Source organism: Paenirhodobacter huangdaonensis, assembly GCF_004022465.1.
Lineage (GTDB): Bacteria > Pseudomonadota > Alphaproteobacteria > Rhodobacterales > Rhodobacteraceae > Rhodobacter > Rhodobacter huangdaonensis.
Window position 1 is genome coordinate 503,991 of record NZ_SAVA01000001.1, and the last position, 15,227, is coordinate 519,217.

At 69.1% G+C, this 15,227-nt stretch carries 16 protein-coding genes; 7 read left to right on the forward strand and 9 right to left on the reverse strand.

The features are described 5' to 3' along the window. The first annotated feature begins 121 nt into the window (after positions 1–121). Positions 122–1,234 carry a zinc-ribbon domain-containing protein gene (locus EOW66_RS02440; protein ID WP_164880998.1) on the forward strand — a complete coding sequence of 371 codons (1,113 nt, stop codon included), beginning with the start codon at positions 122–124 and terminating at the stop codon, positions 1,232–1,234. An 18-nt stretch (positions 1,235–1,252) separates the two neighbouring features. Here the strand turns inward: EOW66_RS02440 and EOW66_RS02445 are convergent, their stop codons facing one another. The 5 genes from EOW66_RS02445 to argH all read right to left on the reverse strand — a co-directional run bounded on the left by EOW66_RS02445 (position 1,253) and on the right by argH (position 6,922). After that, positions 1,253–3,775, reverse strand: coding sequence for a DUF4175 domain-containing protein (locus tag EOW66_RS02445; protein ID WP_128154533.1), 2,523 nt, complete (start codon positions 3,773–3,775; stop codon positions 1,253–1,255). Between the two features lie 29 nt (positions 3,776–3,804). Then, positions 3,805–5,070 carry a diaminopimelate decarboxylase gene (gene lysA / locus EOW66_RS02450; protein ID WP_128154534.1) on the reverse strand — a complete coding sequence of 422 codons (1,266 nt, stop codon included), beginning with the start codon at positions 5,068–5,070 and terminating at the stop codon, positions 3,805–3,807. An 88-nt stretch (positions 5,071–5,158) separates the two neighbouring features. Continuing rightward, on the reverse strand, positions 5,159–5,362 hold the full coding sequence (locus tag EOW66_RS02455; protein WP_128154536.1) for a hypothetical protein: 204 nt from the start codon (positions 5,360–5,362) through the stop codon (positions 5,159–5,161). Beyond that, on the reverse strand, positions 5,359–5,511 hold the full coding sequence (locus EOW66_RS02460) for an argininosuccinate lyase (RefSeq protein WP_128154538.1): 153 nt from the start codon (positions 5,509–5,511) through the stop codon (positions 5,359–5,361). Before EOW66_RS02460 ends, EOW66_RS02455 begins: the two co-directional genes overlap by 4 nt. A gap of 10 nt (positions 5,512–5,521) precedes the next feature. Then, positions 5,522–6,922 (reverse strand): argininosuccinate lyase, encoded by a 1,401-nt coding sequence (gene argH / locus EOW66_RS02465; RefSeq protein WP_128154540.1) that lies wholly within the window; start codon positions 6,920–6,922, stop codon positions 5,522–5,524. Positions 6,923–6,948: 26 nt separating this feature from the next. Between argH and EOW66_RS02470 the strand changes: the two genes are divergently transcribed. Continuing rightward, the gene (locus tag EOW66_RS02470; RefSeq protein WP_128154541.1) at positions 6,949–7,491 is read left to right on the forward strand and encodes a TlpA family protein disulfide reductase; all 543 of its coding nucleotides are present in this window, start codon (positions 6,949–6,951) and stop codon (positions 7,489–7,491) included. A gap of 22 nt (positions 7,492–7,513) precedes the next feature. Here EOW66_RS02470 and EOW66_RS02475 read toward each other — a convergent pair whose 3' ends face one another. Further along, positions 7,514–8,755 (reverse strand): PAS domain-containing protein, encoded by a 1,242-nt coding sequence (locus tag EOW66_RS02475; RefSeq protein WP_128154543.1) that lies wholly within the window; start codon positions 8,753–8,755, stop codon positions 7,514–7,516. Between the two features lie 164 nt (positions 8,756–8,919). Here EOW66_RS02475 and EOW66_RS02480 point away from each other — a divergent pair, with 164 nt between their 5' ends. The 4 genes from EOW66_RS02480 to yddG all read left to right on the forward strand — a co-directional run bounded on the left by EOW66_RS02480 (position 8,920) and on the right by yddG (position 12,851). After that, a complete protein-coding gene (locus tag EOW66_RS02480; protein WP_128154545.1) occupies positions 8,920–9,765 on the forward strand; it encodes an EAL domain-containing protein in 846 nt (281 codons plus the stop codon). A 154-nt stretch (positions 9,766–9,919) separates the two neighbouring features. Beyond that, positions 9,920–11,095, forward strand: coding sequence for an acetyl-CoA C-acetyltransferase (locus tag EOW66_RS02485; RefSeq protein ID WP_128154547.1), 1,176 nt, complete (start codon positions 9,920–9,922; stop codon positions 11,093–11,095). Positions 11,096–11,200: 105 nt separating this feature from the next. After that, on the forward strand, positions 11,201–11,923 hold the full coding sequence (gene phbB / locus EOW66_RS02490; protein ID WP_128154549.1) for a beta-ketoacyl-ACP reductase: 723 nt from the start codon (positions 11,201–11,203) through the stop codon (positions 11,921–11,923). Positions 11,924–11,987: 64 nt separating this feature from the next. Further along, a complete protein-coding gene (gene yddG, locus EOW66_RS02495; protein WP_128154551.1) occupies positions 11,988–12,851 on the forward strand; it encodes an aromatic amino acid exporter YddG in 864 nt (287 codons plus the stop codon). A gap of 34 nt (positions 12,852–12,885) precedes the next feature. On the opposite strand, the gene EOW66_RS02500 is transcribed toward yddG, so the two are convergent. The 3 genes from EOW66_RS02500 to EOW66_RS02510 form a co-directional block, all read right to left on the reverse strand. Next, positions 12,886–13,059 (reverse strand): YdcH family protein, encoded by a 174-nt coding sequence (locus EOW66_RS02500; protein WP_121530224.1) that lies wholly within the window; start codon positions 13,057–13,059, stop codon positions 12,886–12,888. Positions 13,060–13,177: 118 nt separating this feature from the next. Next, a complete protein-coding gene (locus EOW66_RS02505) occupies positions 13,178–13,939 on the reverse strand; it encodes a tRNA1(Val) (adenine(37)-N6)-methyltransferase (RefSeq protein WP_128154553.1) in 762 nt (253 codons plus the stop codon). Then, complete coding sequence (locus tag EOW66_RS02510) at positions 13,939–14,151, reverse strand: putative signal transducing protein (protein WP_128147962.1); 213 nt, start codon at positions 14,149–14,151, stop codon at positions 13,939–13,941. The genes EOW66_RS02505 and EOW66_RS02510 overlap by 1 nt, the downstream gene beginning before the upstream one ends. Before the next feature lie 63 nt (positions 14,152–14,214). Between EOW66_RS02510 and EOW66_RS02515 the strand changes: the two genes are divergently transcribed. Further along, complete coding sequence (locus EOW66_RS02515) at positions 14,215–15,216, forward strand: polyprenyl synthetase family protein (RefSeq protein WP_128154555.1); 1,002 nt, start codon at positions 14,215–14,217, stop codon at positions 15,214–15,216. Positions 15,217–15,227 lie beyond the last annotated feature (11 nt).

Consider the following 15,227-nt stretch of genomic DNA (forward strand, 5'->3'; position numbering starts at 1 on the left):
CTGGTGGCACCGGGACGGAATTGTCCTCGGAACGCAAACCCTTGGATATTGGTCAGGCGCTTGCTACAACATATGCAGAAGAATTGCCAGAATGGCTTGTGACAGCGGGATGGGAGCGGGCATGCGGCTGATCTGCCCGAATTGCGGCGCACAATATGAGGTCGACGACGCGGTGATCCCGGAAGCCGGGCGCGACGTCCAATGCTCTGCCTGCGGGCGGTTGTGGTTCCAAAAGAGCCACTCCATGCTCGAGGCGGAGGGGGGCGAGCTGCGCGAACCGCTGGCGGCGCCGGAGGGGTGGGACATCCCCGGGGCTGACACCCCCGGCAACACCGCCCTGCCGGAACCGGCCGGCGCGGCAGAGCCCGCCGCCGCGCTGCCCGAGACGATGCCCGAGGCCGAGGACCCCGACGATGCGGCGCTCGCCCGCGCCCTCGCCGGGATCCCCGCCGAGGCCGCGCCGGCAGAAGAAGCGGCGGAGGATGCCGCCGCCGCGACAGAGCCCGAACCGGAGGGGCCCGAACCGGAGCCCGCCGCCGTTCCGGCCCCGGCCCCGGCCCCAGCGGCCGCAGCACCGCCACAGCGCCGCACCCTCGACGACAGCCTGCTGGCGATCCTGCGCGAGGAGGCCGAGCGCGAGGCCCGCGCCCGCCGCGCCGAGGGCGCCACGCCGCTCGAGACGCAGGAAGAGATGAACCTCGAGCCGCCGCCCGCCGCCGCGGCCAGCCGCGCTGCCGCGAAGCTCGCCGGCATCGCGGCCGCCCCCACGGCCCAGCAGGTCCCGGATTTCAGCGATCTCTCCGTCCCCGACGCCGCCGAGACCGAAGCCGAGACCCGGGCCGAGACCGACGAGGAACGCTTCGCCGACCTCAACGAGCGCGAGGATGCCGCCCCCGGCGGCGCCCCGCGCGGCCGCGGCCGGCTGCCGGATATCGAGCAGATCAACTCCACCCTGCGCGCCAGCGCCGACCGCGCCGGCGAGGCCGCAGCGCATGACACGCCGCAGGTGCTCGCGCGGCAGCGCTCGGGCTTCCGGCTTGGCTTCACGCTGGTGATGGGGCTCGCCGCGGTCCTCGCCGTGCTTTACGGCTTTGCCCCCCGGCTCGGCGCCGCGGCGCCGCCGCTCGCCCCCGCGCTCGGCGCCTATGTCGGCGCGGTGAACGACGGCCGCATCTGGCTCGATGGTCAGCTGCGCGGCGTCATCGAGACCTTGCAGCCGCACACCAAAGGCTGAGCCAGCCGGCCCGACCGCTCAGAACCGGTCGAGCAGGCGTTTCAGATAGTCGCGCTCGTCCTCGGGCCGCAGCCGCTCGCCCGAGCGGCGGCGGATCTCGTCGAGCAGATCCTGCGCGCGGCGCCGCACGTCCTCGCCCGAGAGCAGGTCCTGGTTGCTGGTGATCCGCCCGCCCTCGCCGGTCGCCCGGCCAAGCGGGTCGCGCGGCAACTCGCGCGCGCCGTTGCCGCCCGTCGCATCGCCCATCCGCTGTTCGCCCTCGGCGCCCTGCCCCGGCGTGCCGCGGCCCTGCTCCTCGGCCATCGCCTGACCGAGGTTGCGCATGCCCTCGCGCAACGCCTCGATCGCGTCGGCCTGACGGTCGAGCGCGGTGCCGGTCTCGCCTTGCCGCAGCGCCTGCTCGGCGCGGTCCATCGACCGCCCCGCCTCTTCGAGGCGCTGGCGCGCGGCATCGCCCGCCTCGCCGCCAAGCCGCGGCATCAGACCGCGCTGGCGGTCGAGCTCGCGGCGCAGGGCGCGCTGCCGGTCGGCCAGGCCCTGCCCCTCCCCGGGCTGCGTCCCCTGCCCGTCAGGCCCGGCCTCGTTGCCCATGCCGTCCTGCCCGGACCCCGGCGGTTGCTGCATCTGCCGGAAGGCGTCATCGGACAGCTTCTGCTGCTCGCGCAGGGTCTCGCCCAGATCCTTCATCGACTGGCTGCCGGGGCCGTCGCCCTGCCCGCCCTGGCCCTGCGTGACCTTCAGGTTCTGCATCATCCGGGCGAGCTGATCGAGCAGCTCCTGCGCCTCGGCCATGCGACCTTCCTCCATCAGCTTCTGGATCGCGTCCATCATCTGCTGGATCTGGTCGCCGGTGATCTGCTGGCTCGGCCCCTGCTGACCGAATTGCGGGCCCTGTTCCTTCTGCGCGTCGCGCTCGGCCAGCATCTTCAGATAGTTGTCGGTCGCCTCCTTCAGCTCCTGCATGAGCTTGGCGATCTCGTCCTTCGAGGCACCGTTGCGCATCGCCTCGCTCAGCCGCTGCTGCGCCTGCTCCATCGCGGCAAGCGCATCCGACAGCCCGCCATCCTCGAGCAGCTCGGCCATCTGCCACAGCATCGCCGCAACCTCGTCGCGCACCCCGGGCGTCAGCCCCGGCGCCTCGATCCGCCGCGCGGCGAGCCGCAGCGTCGGCGCCATGTCGGCCTTCGGGAACAGTCCCTCGGGGCGGTTGGTGATCGCACGCAGGATCTCGGCGGTGCGCGGGCCGTTCTCGCGCGACCACAGCAGATCGCGCCGCGCCTCGATCAGCGCCGCCGCGCGCGGGTCGAAGAAGCGCCGGCCGGGCAGCACCAGATGCTGCACCCCGGTGTCGCCCGCCTGCCCGCGGCCATCCGTCACCGACAGGCTCAGCGTCACCGGCAGGTTCGCCCAGGGGTGCTCGGCCGCGTCCTCGACCAGCGCCTCGGAGAAATCGGCGCGCGAGCCCGAGATCGGCATCGGCAGGTCATAGACCAGATCCGGCCGCGGCTCGGGCGCGACGCTCAGCCCATAGCGGCGATCGACCGCGGCAAGATCAAGGGTGATCCGCGCCTCGCCGGCGGTGACGGCGTAATCGTCAAGCGCATGGAACGGCTGCGACAGCTTGCCGTCGGCGCGCCGTTCCGCCTGCCCCACCAGCACCACCGAGGGCGCCTCGTCGGGCAGCAACGTGACGATGAAATCGCGCCCGCCCACGCCGCCCAGATGGATGCGGCCCGAGCGCAGCGCCTCGAAATCGCGGCGCTGCGGATCGGCGGCCGGATCGGGCACAGCGGCAGGGTTCGAGACGCTTTCCTCGAACGGCACGGGTTCGCCATAGAAGCGGAAGGAGAACCGCGTGCCCTCGGGCAGCGTCACCGCGTCATGTTCCAGCTTGTTGAGGTAGAGCCCGGGCTTGCCGGTATAGCGCGGCGGCTCGGCCCAGCCTTCCCAGCTTGGCCCCATCGCCGCCTCGGCCCCGCCCGGCGCACCGGGGCGGGCGCCGGGTTCGAAGAGCGCCAGCGGCGCGCCGAAGATCAGTGCCATCACCGCCGCGCTCAGCGCCGCGATGCGCAGCGCGAAAGGGTCGCGGGGGGCAAGGTCGGGCGCGGGCGGCACCGGGCGGGCGCCCTCTGCCGCGCGCGCGCTGCGCGCGAGATGCGCCTGCCACAGCGCGGCGCTGGCCGGATCGGTCTGGCCAAGCGCCATCGCATCGGTGAGCGCGGTAAGCGGCCGGCCCGGCAGCGTCGCGTCGAGCCGGGCGATCGCCTCGGCCCGTTTCGGCCAGCGAAAGCGCCACAGGCCGGCGCCGAGCGCGGCGATCAGGGCAAGGGCGAAGATCCCCGCCGCGATCCGTCCGCCATCGGGCGGCAGCAGTGCGGGCAGACGGAAGGCCATGGCGGCGAAGGCCAGCGCCAGCAGCGACAGCGCCGGCCAGAACGCCCGCAGACCGCGCTCCAGCGCCATCCCGGCCCGGGTCAGCGCGACCGGGCGGGCCAGCGCCTCGATCGGCGCGGCGGGGGCGGAACGGGGGCGTCGCTGCATCTTGCCTTTCCGGCCCCGGCCAAAGGCGCCTAGAGCCACTCGGGGATGCTATCGCGGGCGAGCATTTCCTCAAAGCTCGGACGCGCACGAATGACAGCGAAGTGATCCCCCTGCACCAGCACCTCGGGGATCAGCGGCCGCGAATTGTATTCCGAGGCCATCACCGCGCCATAGGCGCCGGCCGAGCGGAAGGCGATCAGGTCACCGGGTGCGAGCGGCGTCAGGGCGCGGGCACGGGCGAAGGTATCGCCGGTCTCGCACACCGGGCCGACCACGTCGAAGGGGGTCGCGGGAGTGCCGGGCGCGGGCTCCACCACCGGCACGATGTCATGCCAGGCGCCATACATCGAAGGCCGCACGAGGTCGTTCATCGCCGCGTCGACGATCAGGAACTTGCGCCCCTCGCCTTCCTTCACATAGATCACTTCCGAGACGAGCAGCCCGGCATTGCCGGAGATCAGCCGGCCCGGCTCGATCTCGATCTCGCAGCCGAGATCGCCGAGCACATCCTTGATGACGCCGACATATTCGACCGGCAGCGGCGGCGCCTCGTTCGAGCGGGTGTAGGGAATGCCGAGACCGCCACCAAGGTCGAGGCGGCGGATGTCATGGCCGTCGGCGCGCAGGTCCAGCGTCAGCTCGCGCACCTTGCGGAAGGCCGCCTCGAAGGGGCCAAGCTCGGTCAGCTGGCTGCCGATATGCACATCGACGCCGATCACGTCGAGGCCCGGCAGGCTGGCCGCCAGAGCGTAAACGGCGCGGGCCTTGGCGATCGGGATGCCGAACTTGTTCTCCGACTTGCCGGTGGCGATCTTCTCGTGGGTATGGGCGTCGACATCGGGGTTCACCCGCAGCGCGACGGGCGCGGTGACGCCAAGCCCCGCGGCGATTTCGGAAATCGCCAGAAGCTCGGGCTCGCTTTCGACGTTGAACTGGCGGATGCCGCCGGTAAGCGCGAGGTGGATCTCGTCGCGGGTCTTGCCGACGCCCGAAAAGACGATGCGGTTGCCCGGCACGCCCGCGGCCCTGGCCCGGCGATACTCGCCGCCCGAGACCACATCCATGCCCGCGCCGAGATCGCCCAGAAGCTTCAGCACCGCGAGGTTCGAGTTCGACTTGATCGCGAAGCACACCAGATGCGGCGTGTCGCCGAGCGCCTCGTCAAAGAGGCGGAAATGCCGCGTCAATGTCGCCGCGGAATAGACGTAGAAGGGCGTGCCGACCGCCGCCGCGATCTCGGGGATCGCGACTTCCTCGGCGTGCAGCACCCCGTTGCGGTAGAGAAAATGGTCCATTGCGCCCTCGTTCCGGTTTTGCCCCGTTTAACGCGAAGCGCCCGGCGGGAAAAGCGGACTATTGTGTCAGGGACAGGAGGAAAACGCCTCAGAACCCCGCGCCGATGCCGATCGGGCCCAGATGGGTGCCGACGAAACCGCCGCCCGCGCTGTTCACCCCGACGCGGACCGGGCCGAGACCGCCCGAGACCGCGCCGCGCGTCTGCCCGTCGGGGCCGACACGGACCCCGGCACGCGGCGCGCAGCCGGCAAGCAGCACCGCGAGCAGCAGCCCCGCGGCACGCGCCGTCACAGTTGCCCCACGACGCCGGCGCTGACCTCGCCGCTCACGGTCACACCGGTCACCGGCACGGCCGGGCCGCCCTTCGGCGGGGTCGGCGGACCGTCGACACCGCAGCCGGCAAGAGCCGCCAGCATCGTCACAAGCACGAAAGCCTTCATTGCGGCCTCCTCAGCCAAGCACCTGCTTCCAGCGCGCAATCTGCGCGCGGACCTGATCGGGCGCGGTGCCCCCGTAAGATTGCCGCGAGGCGACCGAGTTGTGAACCCCGAGCACGCGGAAGATGTCCTCGGTGATCGCCGGGTTGACCGACTGCATCTCGGCAAGGCTCAGATCGGGCAGGTCGACGCCCTTCTTCTCGGCCATCGCGACCAGCGTGCCGGTGACGTGATGCGCCTCGCGGAACGGCAGCCCCGCCGCGCGCACCAGCCAGTCGGCGAGATCGGTCGCGGTCGAGAAGCCGTTCGCCGCCGCCGCCTCGAGCTTGTCGCGGTTCACCGTGAGGTCGGAAATCATCCCGGTCATCGCCGCGAGCGCCAGCATCAGCGTGTCGGCAGCGTCGAAGACCTGCTCCTTGTCCTCCTGCATGTCCTTCGAATAGGCGAGCGGCAGGCCCTTCATCACGGTGAAGAGCGCGACGGTGGCGCCAAGGATGCGGCCGATCTTCGCGCGGATCAGTTCCGCCGCGTCGGGGTTGCGTTTCTGCGGCATGATCGACGAGCCGGTCGACCACTTGTCCGACATCGCGACGAAGCGGAACTGCGCCGAGGACCAGATCACCAGCTCTTCGGCGAGGCGGCTCAGATGCACCGCGCAGATCGAGGAGGCGGAGAGGAATTCGAGCGCGAAGTCGCGATCCGACACGGCATCGAGGCTATTGGCCATCGGCCGGTCGAAGCCGAGCGCTTCGGCGGTCATCTGCCGGTCGATCGGGAACCCGGTGCCGGCCAGTGCCGCGGCGCCAAGCGGGCTTTCGTTCATCCGCTTGCGCGCATCGGCAAAGCGGCTCCGGTCGCGCGCGATCATCTCGACATAGGCCATCATGTGATGGCCGAAGGTTACCGGCTGCGCCGTCTGCAGATGGGTGAAACCGGGCATCACCCAGTCGGCATGCGCCTCGGCCTGGGTCAGCAGCGCGCGCATCAGCGCCTCGAGCGCGGTGCCCGCGGCGTCACATTGATCGCGCACCCAGAGGCGGAAATCGGTCGCCACCTGGTCGTTGCGGCTGCGCGCCGTGTGCAGACGGCCCGCGGGTTCGCCGATGATCTCCTTCAGCCGCGCCTCGACATTCATGTGAATGTCCTCGAGCGCGGTCGAGAACGGGAAATCCCCGGCCTCGATCTCTGACAAGACCGTGAGCAGGCCTTCCCGGATCGCCGCCGCATCGCTATCGGTAAGGATGCCCTGCGCCGCGAGCATCGCGGCATGGGCCCGGCTGCCGCGGATGTCCTGGGCGTAGAGTCGCTTGTCGAACCCGATCGAGGCGTTGATCGCCTCCATGATCGCGTCCGGGCCGGCGGCGAAACGCCCGCCCCACATCGCGTTCGAGGATTTTTCCGTGCTGTCGGTCATCGGTCGGCCCTTTGTCAGGAGGCATCATGCTGCGGTTGTTCGTCCTTTATACGGCCCTGAGCCTCACTGCAAATGCCGCCGCGGCCGCCGACCTCGGCGCGCTGAAATCGGGCGACATGCGCAAGCTCGTTGTCTACGAGCAGCCGCTCGCCACGCCGGAGCTGCCCTTCGTCGACGAGACCGGGGCCGAGCATCGCCTGACCGAGTTCCGCGGCAAGGTCGTGCTGCTGAACCTCTGGGCCACCTGGTGCGCGCCCTGCCGGGTGGAAATGCCCGGGCTCGATGCGCTGCAGGGCGAGCTTGGCGGCGCGGATTTCCAGGTGGTGACGCTGGCCACCGGCCGCAACCCGCAGCCGAAGATCGCGAAATTCTTCGACGAGGCCGGGGTGACCCGCCTGCCCCGCTTCCAGGACGAGAAGCAGACGCTGTCGCGCGCCATGGGGGTGATGGGGCTGCCGGTGAGCGTGCTGATCGACCGCGACGGCCACGAGGTCGCGCGGCTGATCGGCGAGGCGGACTGGAACGGGCCCGAAGCGCGCGCGGTGATCGGGGCGCTGATCGCCGACTAGGGCGACGCGCGCCGGCCGCCTCTCAGGCGACGGTGGCCGCGCTGCTGCGCAGATAGCGGTCCATCGCCAGACCGACGTTCTCCGACAGCCGCATGATCGTCTCGAGTCGCCCCTTGATCTCGGCATGGAAGGCATCGAGCTGGTCGATGGTGGCGGCCAGCCCGCCATTCGCGTCGCGCATCCGCCCGCATTCGACCCGGCCAAGCACCCGGATCGTGTCGAGCCCGAGCATGTGGCGGCGCACCTCGGCGCTTGCGCGGTTCAGCGTGGCGGAATGTTCGACCGCGTGCAGCATCGCCTCGCGCCCGTCGCGGGCGCAGTCCCGCTCGAGGCCGAGCAGCAGGGCGCGCTCGACCTCCCAGTCGATGCCCGGAACCGGCGCAGCAGCGAGGAAGCTCGCGTTCATCTCGCCCAGCAGCCGGCCGCAGCCGAGCAGGAACAGCGCCTTCGCCACATCGCGCGAGACGCGGTCGATCAGGCTGTCGCGGGCGCCGGCAAAGCCATGCAGCCGCACGGAAATCGCCTGCGAGGAGATCTTGTAATTCTCCGAGATCGCCGAGATCGGCCCGCCGGTCGGCTCCATCCGCGAGGCAACGATGCGCATGTTGTTCGGAATCGACTGCAGCGCATCGAAGCTGCGCAGCAGCCGGCCCTGCTCGCGCGTGGTTTCCTCGAGCGCCTCGTTCATCTCGGTCAGCACCCGGGTGCGCGCATCCGCGGCGCGTGCAAGCCGCGCGTCCCGCGCCGCCAGTTCCTGCCCGAGCGCAGAGGCCATGAAGCTCGTGTAGCTGGAAAATCCCTGTGCCTGCGCGACGTCATGCAGCCAGCGCGCCGAGGCCTCGGGGTCGAGCCCGTCGCGCTCGCGCGCAATGAGGTCATCATAGATCTCGCGGATGCGGGGGAACAGCGGCGCGGTGGGCTTCAGCCGCACCGAGAGGAACCCGCCGGCGATCGGCAGCATCACCGCGAAGACCCAGTAATACTGTCCGGATTTCGCGCGGTTCTTCACATAGGCAGCCATCGGGTTGCCCTTGCCGAGCGCCTCCCACAGGATCCGGAACACCCCCCGCGGCGTGTCCGGGTGGCGCACCAGCCGGTGCGGCGCACCGAGCAGCTCCGCCCAGTCATATCCCGACACCCGCCGGAAGATCTCGTTTCCCGCGACGATCACCCCGCGCGGATCGGTGCGCGAATAGAACAGCTCGGAGATGGCGAAGGGAACCTCGCCCGACGGACTGCGCGCGATCTCTGCCTGACTGGCCATGTGCCCCCCGCTTGACATGCGCCGTCACAGTAGCCGCAGCGCCTTACCGAAGGGTTTACGGCGCTGAAAACCCTTTCTTTACCATAGGGAAAGATTTCTCCGCACCTTTACGCGTTGTTAGCAAGCGGCGCCGAAGCTGGCGGGGTCCGCAATGGGAGTCGAAGATGTCGAAACGCGAATTGCCGCCTCAGGAGCCGCTCGAGCCCGCGCTCACGAGCCCGCTCGACTTCGCGATCGCCCAGCGGGACCGCGACGTGATCGACATGGTGCGCCACGCGATCGAACGGCGCGACGTGATCCTTGCCTTCCAGCCGATCGTGCGCACCGCAAGCCCGGAGCGCCCCGCCTTCTACGAGGGGCTGATCCGCGTGCTCGACGAGACCGGGCGGATCATCCCGGCCAAGGAGTTCATCGAGACGGTCGAACGCACCGAGCTTGGCCGCCGGCTCGACTGCCTCGCGCTCGAGATGGGGCTCGCCTCGCTCGCCGAGGACCGGCACCTGCGGCTGGCGATCAACATGTCGGCGCGCTCGATCGGCTATCCAGACTGGATGAAGACCCTGAACAAGGGCCTCGCGCTCGACGACACCGCGGCCGAGCGGCTGATCCTCGAGATCACCGAAAGCTCGGCGATGAGCATGCCCGAGATTGTCAGCGTCTTCATGCGCGACCTGCAGGCGCGCGGCGTCAGCTTCGCGCTTGACGATTTCGGCGCGGGCTACACCTCGTTTCGCTACCTGCGCGAGTTCTACTTCGACATCCTGAAGATCGACGGCCAGTTCATCACCGGCATCGCCGAGAGTGCCGACAATCAGGTGCTGACCGCCGCGCTGATCTCGATCGCGCAGCATTTCGACATGTTCACCGTGGCCGAGGCGGTCGAGAATGCCGCCGACGCCGCCTTCCTCACCACGCTCGGCATCGACTGCATGCAGGGCTACTATTTCGGCGCGCCGACGGTGATGCCGCCCTGGAAGGTGCCGGAATCGGCGAAGGTGAAGCGCGCCTAGCGGAGCTGCGAAATTTGCGCGGAACACGAAAGAAAATTGCGCAACTGTTTGCGCCAACGTTGGAAATCTCCTTGACCTGCCCCCCGCATGGGGCATGCTGCAGACCGGAAAGGGGCAGCCATTCATGCCCCCGGATCCTGTGAGGAGAGAATCCATGACCAATGTCGTGATCGTCTCGGCGGCGCGCACCGCCGTCGGCAGCTTCAACGGCTCTTTCGCCAACGTTCCGGCCCATGATCTGGGCGCCACCGTGCTCGAGGCCGTCGTCGCCCGCGCCGGCATCGAGAAGGGCGAAGTGTCGGAAACCATCCTCGGCCAGGTGCTGACCGCCGGCCAGGGCCAGAACCCGGCCCGCCAGGCCCACATCAATGCCGGCCTGCCGATCGAATCGGCGGCCTGGGGCATCAACCAGGTCTGCGGCTCGGGGCTGCGGTCGGTTGCGCTGGCGGCCCAGCACATCCTGTGCGGCGACGCAGAGATCGTCATCGCCGGCGGCCAGGAAAGCATGTCGCTCAGCCCCCACGCCGCGCATCTGCGCGCTGGCCAGAAGATGGGCGACATGAAATTCATCGACACGATGATCAAGGACGGCCTGTGGGACGCCTTCAACGGCTATCACATGGGCCAGACCGCCGAGAACGTCGCCGCGCAGTGGCAGATCACCCGCGAGATGCAGGACGAATTCGCCCTCGCCTCGCAGAACAAGGCCGAGGCGGCGCAGACCGCCGGCAAGTTCAAGGACGAGATCATCCCCTTCACGGTGAAGACCCGCAAGGGCGAGATCATCGTCGATGCCGATGAATACATCCGCCACGGCGCCACGCTCGAATCGATGCAGAAGCTGAAGCCCGCCTTCATCAAGGACGGCACCGTCACCGCCGGCAATGCCTCGGGCCTCAACGACGGCGCCGCTGCCGTGCTGCTGATGTCGGAAGCCGAAGCCGAGAAGCGCGGCCTGACCCCGCTCGCGCGCATCGCCTCCTGGGCGACCGCCGGCGTCGACCCGGCGATCATGGGCTGCGGCCCGATCCCCTCGTCGCGCAAGGCGCTGGCCAAGGCCGGCTGGACCGCGGCGGACCTCGACCTGATCGAGGCGAACGAGGCCTTCGCCGCCCAGGCCTGTGCGGTGAACAAGGACATGGGCTGGGATCTGTCGAAGGTGAACGTGAACGGCGGCGCCATCGCCATCGGCCACCCGATCGGCGCTTCGGGCTGCCGCATCCTGAACACCCTGCTGTTCGAGATGAAGCGCTCGGGCGCGAAGAAGGGTCTTGCCACGCTGTGCATCGGCGGCGGCATGGGCGTCGCAATGTGCATCGAGGGGCTGTGACGCACCAGCGAGACAGTTTTTGAGAATTCTGCGCGCAACAATGTTGCGCGCAATCTTCTTCTTGAGTAACAGCGTTTCAAAGGCATTTGATCCAGAGGAGGAGTCATGTCCAGAGTTGCACTTGTTACCGGGGGATCGCGCGGCATTGGTGCCGCGATTTCGGTCGCCCTGAAGAACGTCGGCTACACCGTCGCGGCGAACTATGCCGGCAATGACGAGGCCGCGGCGAAGTTCAGCGCCGAGACCGGCATCAAGACCTACAAATGGTCGGTCGCCGAATATGATGCCTGCGTCGAGGGCATCGCCAGGGTCGAGGCCGATCTCGGCCCGGTCGACGTGCTGGTGAACAACGCGGGCATCACCCGCGACGCCCCCTTCCACAAGATGACGCGCGAGCAGTGGAAAGAGGTGATGGACACCAACCTGTCGGGTCTGTTCAACATGACCCACCCGCTCTGGCCCGGCATGCGCGAGCGCAAGTTCGGCCGGGTGATCTCGATCTCGTCGATCAACGGGCAGAAGGGGCAGTTCGGCCAGGCCAACTACTCGGCGGCGAAGGCGGGCGACATCGGCTTCACCAAGGCGTTGGCACAGGAAGGCGCTCGTTCGGGCATCACCGTCAACGTGATCTGCCCGGGCTACATCGCCACTGAGATGGTGATGGCGGTGCCGGAAAAGGTGCGCGAATCGATCATTTCGACGATCCCGGTCGGCCGGCTGGGCGAGCCCGAGGACATCGCGCGCTGCGTCGTCTTCCTCGCCTCGGACGAGGCCGGTTTCATTACCGGCTCGACGCTGACCGCGAACGGCGGCCAATACCTGACCTGATTTGCCCTTGGCAAAACGGCAAGAGGCCCGCATGGTGCGGGCCTCTTTGCATTTCGGGGGACGGATGTCGCGCAAGCAGGCCACTTTGATCGGTTTTTCCGCCGTTGCCCTCTGGGCGCTGCTGGCGCTTCTCGCCGTCGGATCGGCGCCGGTGCCGCCCCTGCAGCTGAACGCGATCTGCTTCGCAATCGGCGGCGTCATCGGCCTCGTCTGGATTGCCGCGACCGAGGGCTTCGGCGTGCTCAAACGGATCTCGTGGAAGGTCTATGCCTTCGGCACGGTGGCGCTGTTCGGCTATCATCTGCTCTATTTCTCGGCACTGCGGCTCGCGCCGCCGGCCGAGGCAAGCCTGATCGCCTATCTCTGGCCGCTGCTGATCGTGCTGTTCTCCGGCCTGCTGCCGGGCGAGAAGCTGCGCGGACTGCATGTTGTCGGTGCGCTGATCGCCTTTGGCGGCGCCGCGCTGATCGTCACCCGCGGCGGCATCTCGGCACGCAGCGAGGCGCTGCCGGGCTATGGGCTTGCGCTGCTCTGCGCGCTGACCTGGTCCGGCTATTCGCTGATCTCGCGCCGCCTCGGCCAGGTGCCGACCGCAGCAGTGGCGGTCTATTGCCTTGCCACCGCCGCACTGTCGGCGGTTGCGCATTTCGCGCTCGAGGACACGCTCTGGCCAGTCGGAGCACGCGGCTGGATCTCGGTTCTGGCCCTGGGGATCGGGCCGGTGGGGCTGGCCTTCTACACCTGGGACATCGGCGTCAAGCGCGGCGACATCCAGATGCTCGGCACGGCGTCCTACGCGGCTCCCTTGCTGTCGACGCTCGCGCTGATCGTCGCGGGCGTTGCGGCCGCCAGCCCGGTGCTGGTGCTGGCAGCCGCCATGATCGCCGCCGGGGCCTTCCTCGCCGCCATGGCCGGCCGATCGCGCTGAACATCGCCCGGCCGCCATCCGGGCCGGGAGCGCGTCAGGCGGTCACGCCTTCGAGGCGGCTGATCTGTTCCTTGATGCGGAGTTTCTGCTTCTTCAGTTCGGCAATATGCAGATCGTCGAAGCTCGGGGTCCGGGTCGCCTTTTCGACCTCGACCGACAGGGCCTGATGTTTCTTGCGAAGTTCGGTGATGTGCGAACCAAGCGACATTGCAGTCTCCTCTCTTGTTTCCGTCCTCAGAGTGCAGCACGTTTTTTGAGTCGTGTCACGCGCCTGTCGCATCGGCGCGACAGAATGTCAGACTCGCTCGCGAAATCTTGCGAAAGGATCAGGGCTGCATGCGCAAGACTTCGCCGCAACGCAGCACATCTTGCGCAATTTTCGTCAAATCCTCGGCATCGCCCGCGTGCGCGGGCGCCGCATGCAGCACCAGCGGCGCGAGCAGGGTGAAGGGCCCCCGCCCGCCCTTGCGCGCTTGGACGATCACCCGCCCGGCCGCCCGTCCCGATCGCGCCGCGATCGGCAGCACCCGGATCGAGCCGCCCTGCCCCGCCATCGCGCTCAGCAGCTCGGGCAGGCGGTCGGCGTTCTGGATCATCGTGAGCCAGCCGCCCGGCACCAGACGACGATAGCCCGAAACCACCCAGTCGGCCAAGGGGGTTGCCTCGCGCTGCGCCGTCTCGCGCCCCGGGTCGGCAGCGGCGGTGCCGCCCTTCGGCGCGAAATAGGGCGGGTTGGCGATGACGTGATCGAAGCTGCGCGCGCGCAGGCAAGCCGGCATTGCGGCAAGATCCCCCTCGACCACCTCAAGCGCGATGCCATTCGTCGCGGCATTGGCGCGCGCAAGCGCCGCATAGGCGGGCTGCAGTTCCAGCCCCGCAAGCTGCAGATCGGGCACCCGCCAGCCGAGACACAGGCTCGCCACCCCGGCGCCGCAGCCAAGCTCGAGCACCGCCTGCCCGGGCAGGGCCGGACAGGCCGCGGCGAGCAGCACCGGGTCCATCGCCGCGCGATAGCCCCGGCGCGGCTGCGCCACCAGCAGCCGCCCGTCGAGGAAGCGGTCCTGCGTCAGCTCCTCGGGCGCGAACATCAGTCGGACCCGATCCGGTTATCGGCCAGAACCGCCCGCGCCAGGAAAGCGTCGCGCTCTGCCACCATCAGCCGGCGCGGCAAAATGCCGAGGCTGCCCTCGAGCACGCTCATATGGACGTCCATCTGAAAGGCCGTTATACCCTCGCCCTCGAGAAGGGCGGTCGCAAGTGCAAGTTTCACCGGGTCCGTAGTGCGCAGAAGCTCTTTCATGTTCCCTCACTTAGGGGCAGTGTGACGCCCTGTCGAGACGACGGGAAGCGGGAAGGAAGAAGAATGAGCCTGGACGACAAGGCCACGAAGCCGCACGACCGCCTGGCACAGGCGCTGGCCGCCGAGATGGACGCGGTGAACGCGCTGATCCGCGACCGGATGAGCTCGGAACACGCGCCGCGCATCCCCGAGGTGACGGCCCACCTGATCGAGGCGGGCGGCAAGCGGCTGCGGCCGATGCTGACCCTCGCCGCGGCGAAGGTCTGCGGCTATGAGGGGCCCTATCACGTCCACCTCGCCGCGACGGTCGAATTCATCCACACCGCCACGCTGCTGCATGACGACGTCGTCGACGAAAGCACGCAGCGCCGCGGCCGGCCGACGGCGAACCTGCTGTGGGACAACAAGTCCTCGGTGCTGGTCGGCGACTATCTCTTCGCGCGCAGCTTCCAGCTGATGACCGAGGCGAACAACATGCGGGTGCTGAACATCCTCGCCAATGCCTCGGCGGTGATCGCCGAGGGCGAGGTGCTGCAGCTGACCGCGGCGCAGGATCTGGCGACCACGCCCGCGACCTACCTGAAGGTGATCCGCGGCAAGACCGCGGCGCTGTTCTCGGCCGCGACCGAGGTCGGCGGCGTGCTGGCCGGTGCGCACGAGAACGCGGTGCGGGCGCTGCACGATTATGGCGACGCGCTCGGCATCGCCTTCCAGATGGCCGACGACCTGCTCGATTACGGCGGCGCCTCGGCGCAGATCGGCAAGAACACCGGCGACGATTTCCGCGAGCGCAAGCTGACGCTGCCGGTGATCAAGGCGGTGGCGGCGGCCTCGGCCGAGGAACGCGCCTTCTGGGTGCGGGTGATCGAGAAGGGCGACCAGCGCGAGGGCGACCTTGAAGAGGCGCTGCGGCTGATGCGCCTGCACGGCACGCTCGAGGCGACGCGCGACGAGGCGCTGGCCTGGGGCAACCGGGCGCGTGCCTCGCTGAACGCGCTGCCCGCGCATCCGCTGCGCGACATGCTGTCGGACCTGGCCGAGTACGTCGTCGCGCGCATGAAATGAACAGCCCCGCG

What these genes read in the sequence shown, in the direction of transcription:
- EOW66_RS02480 (WP_128154545.1), top strand. Translation starts at nt 8,920, where the DNA reads ATGTCGAAACGCGAATTGCCGCCTCAGGAGCCGCTCGAGCCCGCGCTC.
- lysA (WP_128154534.1), bottom strand. Translation starts at nt 5,070, where the DNA reads ATGGACCATTTTCTCTACCGCAACGGGGTGCTGCACGCCGAGGAAGTC.
- EOW66_RS02445 (WP_128154533.1), bottom strand. Translation starts at nt 3,775, where the DNA reads ATGCAGCGACGCCCCCGTTCCGCCCCCGCCGCGCCGATCGAGGCGCTG.
- EOW66_RS02470 (WP_128154541.1), top strand. Translation starts at nt 6,949, where the DNA reads ATGCTGCGGTTGTTCGTCCTTTATACGGCCCTGAGCCTCACTGCAAAT.
- EOW66_RS02460 (WP_128154538.1), bottom strand. Translation starts at nt 5,511, where the DNA reads ATGAAGGCTTTCGTGCTTGTGACGATGCTGGCGGCTCTTGCCGGCTGC.
- argH (WP_128154540.1), bottom strand. Translation starts at nt 6,922, where the DNA reads ATGACCGACAGCACGGAAAAATCCTCGAACGCGATGTGGGGCGGGCGT.
- yddG (WP_128154551.1), top strand. Translation starts at nt 11,988, where the DNA reads ATGTCGCGCAAGCAGGCCACTTTGATCGGTTTTTCCGCCGTTGCCCTC.
- EOW66_RS02440 (WP_164880998.1), top strand. Translation starts at nt 122, where the DNA reads ATGCGGCTGATCTGCCCGAATTGCGGCGCACAATATGAGGTCGACGAC.
- EOW66_RS02485 (WP_128154547.1), top strand. Translation starts at nt 9,920, where the DNA reads ATGACCAATGTCGTGATCGTCTCGGCGGCGCGCACCGCCGTCGGCAGC.
- EOW66_RS02500 (WP_121530224.1), bottom strand. Translation starts at nt 13,059, where the DNA reads ATGTCGCTTGGTTCGCACATCACCGAACTTCGCAAGAAACATCAGGCC.
- EOW66_RS02475 (WP_128154543.1), bottom strand. Translation starts at nt 8,755, where the DNA reads ATGGCCAGTCAGGCAGAGATCGCGCGCAGTCCGTCGGGCGAGGTTCCC.
- phbB (WP_128154549.1), top strand. Translation starts at nt 11,201, where the DNA reads ATGTCCAGAGTTGCACTTGTTACCGGGGGATCGCGCGGCATTGGTGCC.
- EOW66_RS02510 (WP_128147962.1), bottom strand. Translation starts at nt 14,151, where the DNA reads ATGAAAGAGCTTCTGCGCACTACGGACCCGGTGAAACTTGCACTTGCG.
- EOW66_RS02515 (WP_128154555.1), top strand. Translation starts at nt 14,215, where the DNA reads ATGAGCCTGGACGACAAGGCCACGAAGCCGCACGACCGCCTGGCACAG.
- EOW66_RS02505 (WP_128154553.1), bottom strand. Translation starts at nt 13,939, where the DNA reads ATGTTCGCGCCCGAGGAGCTGACGCAGGACCGCTTCCTCGACGGGCGG.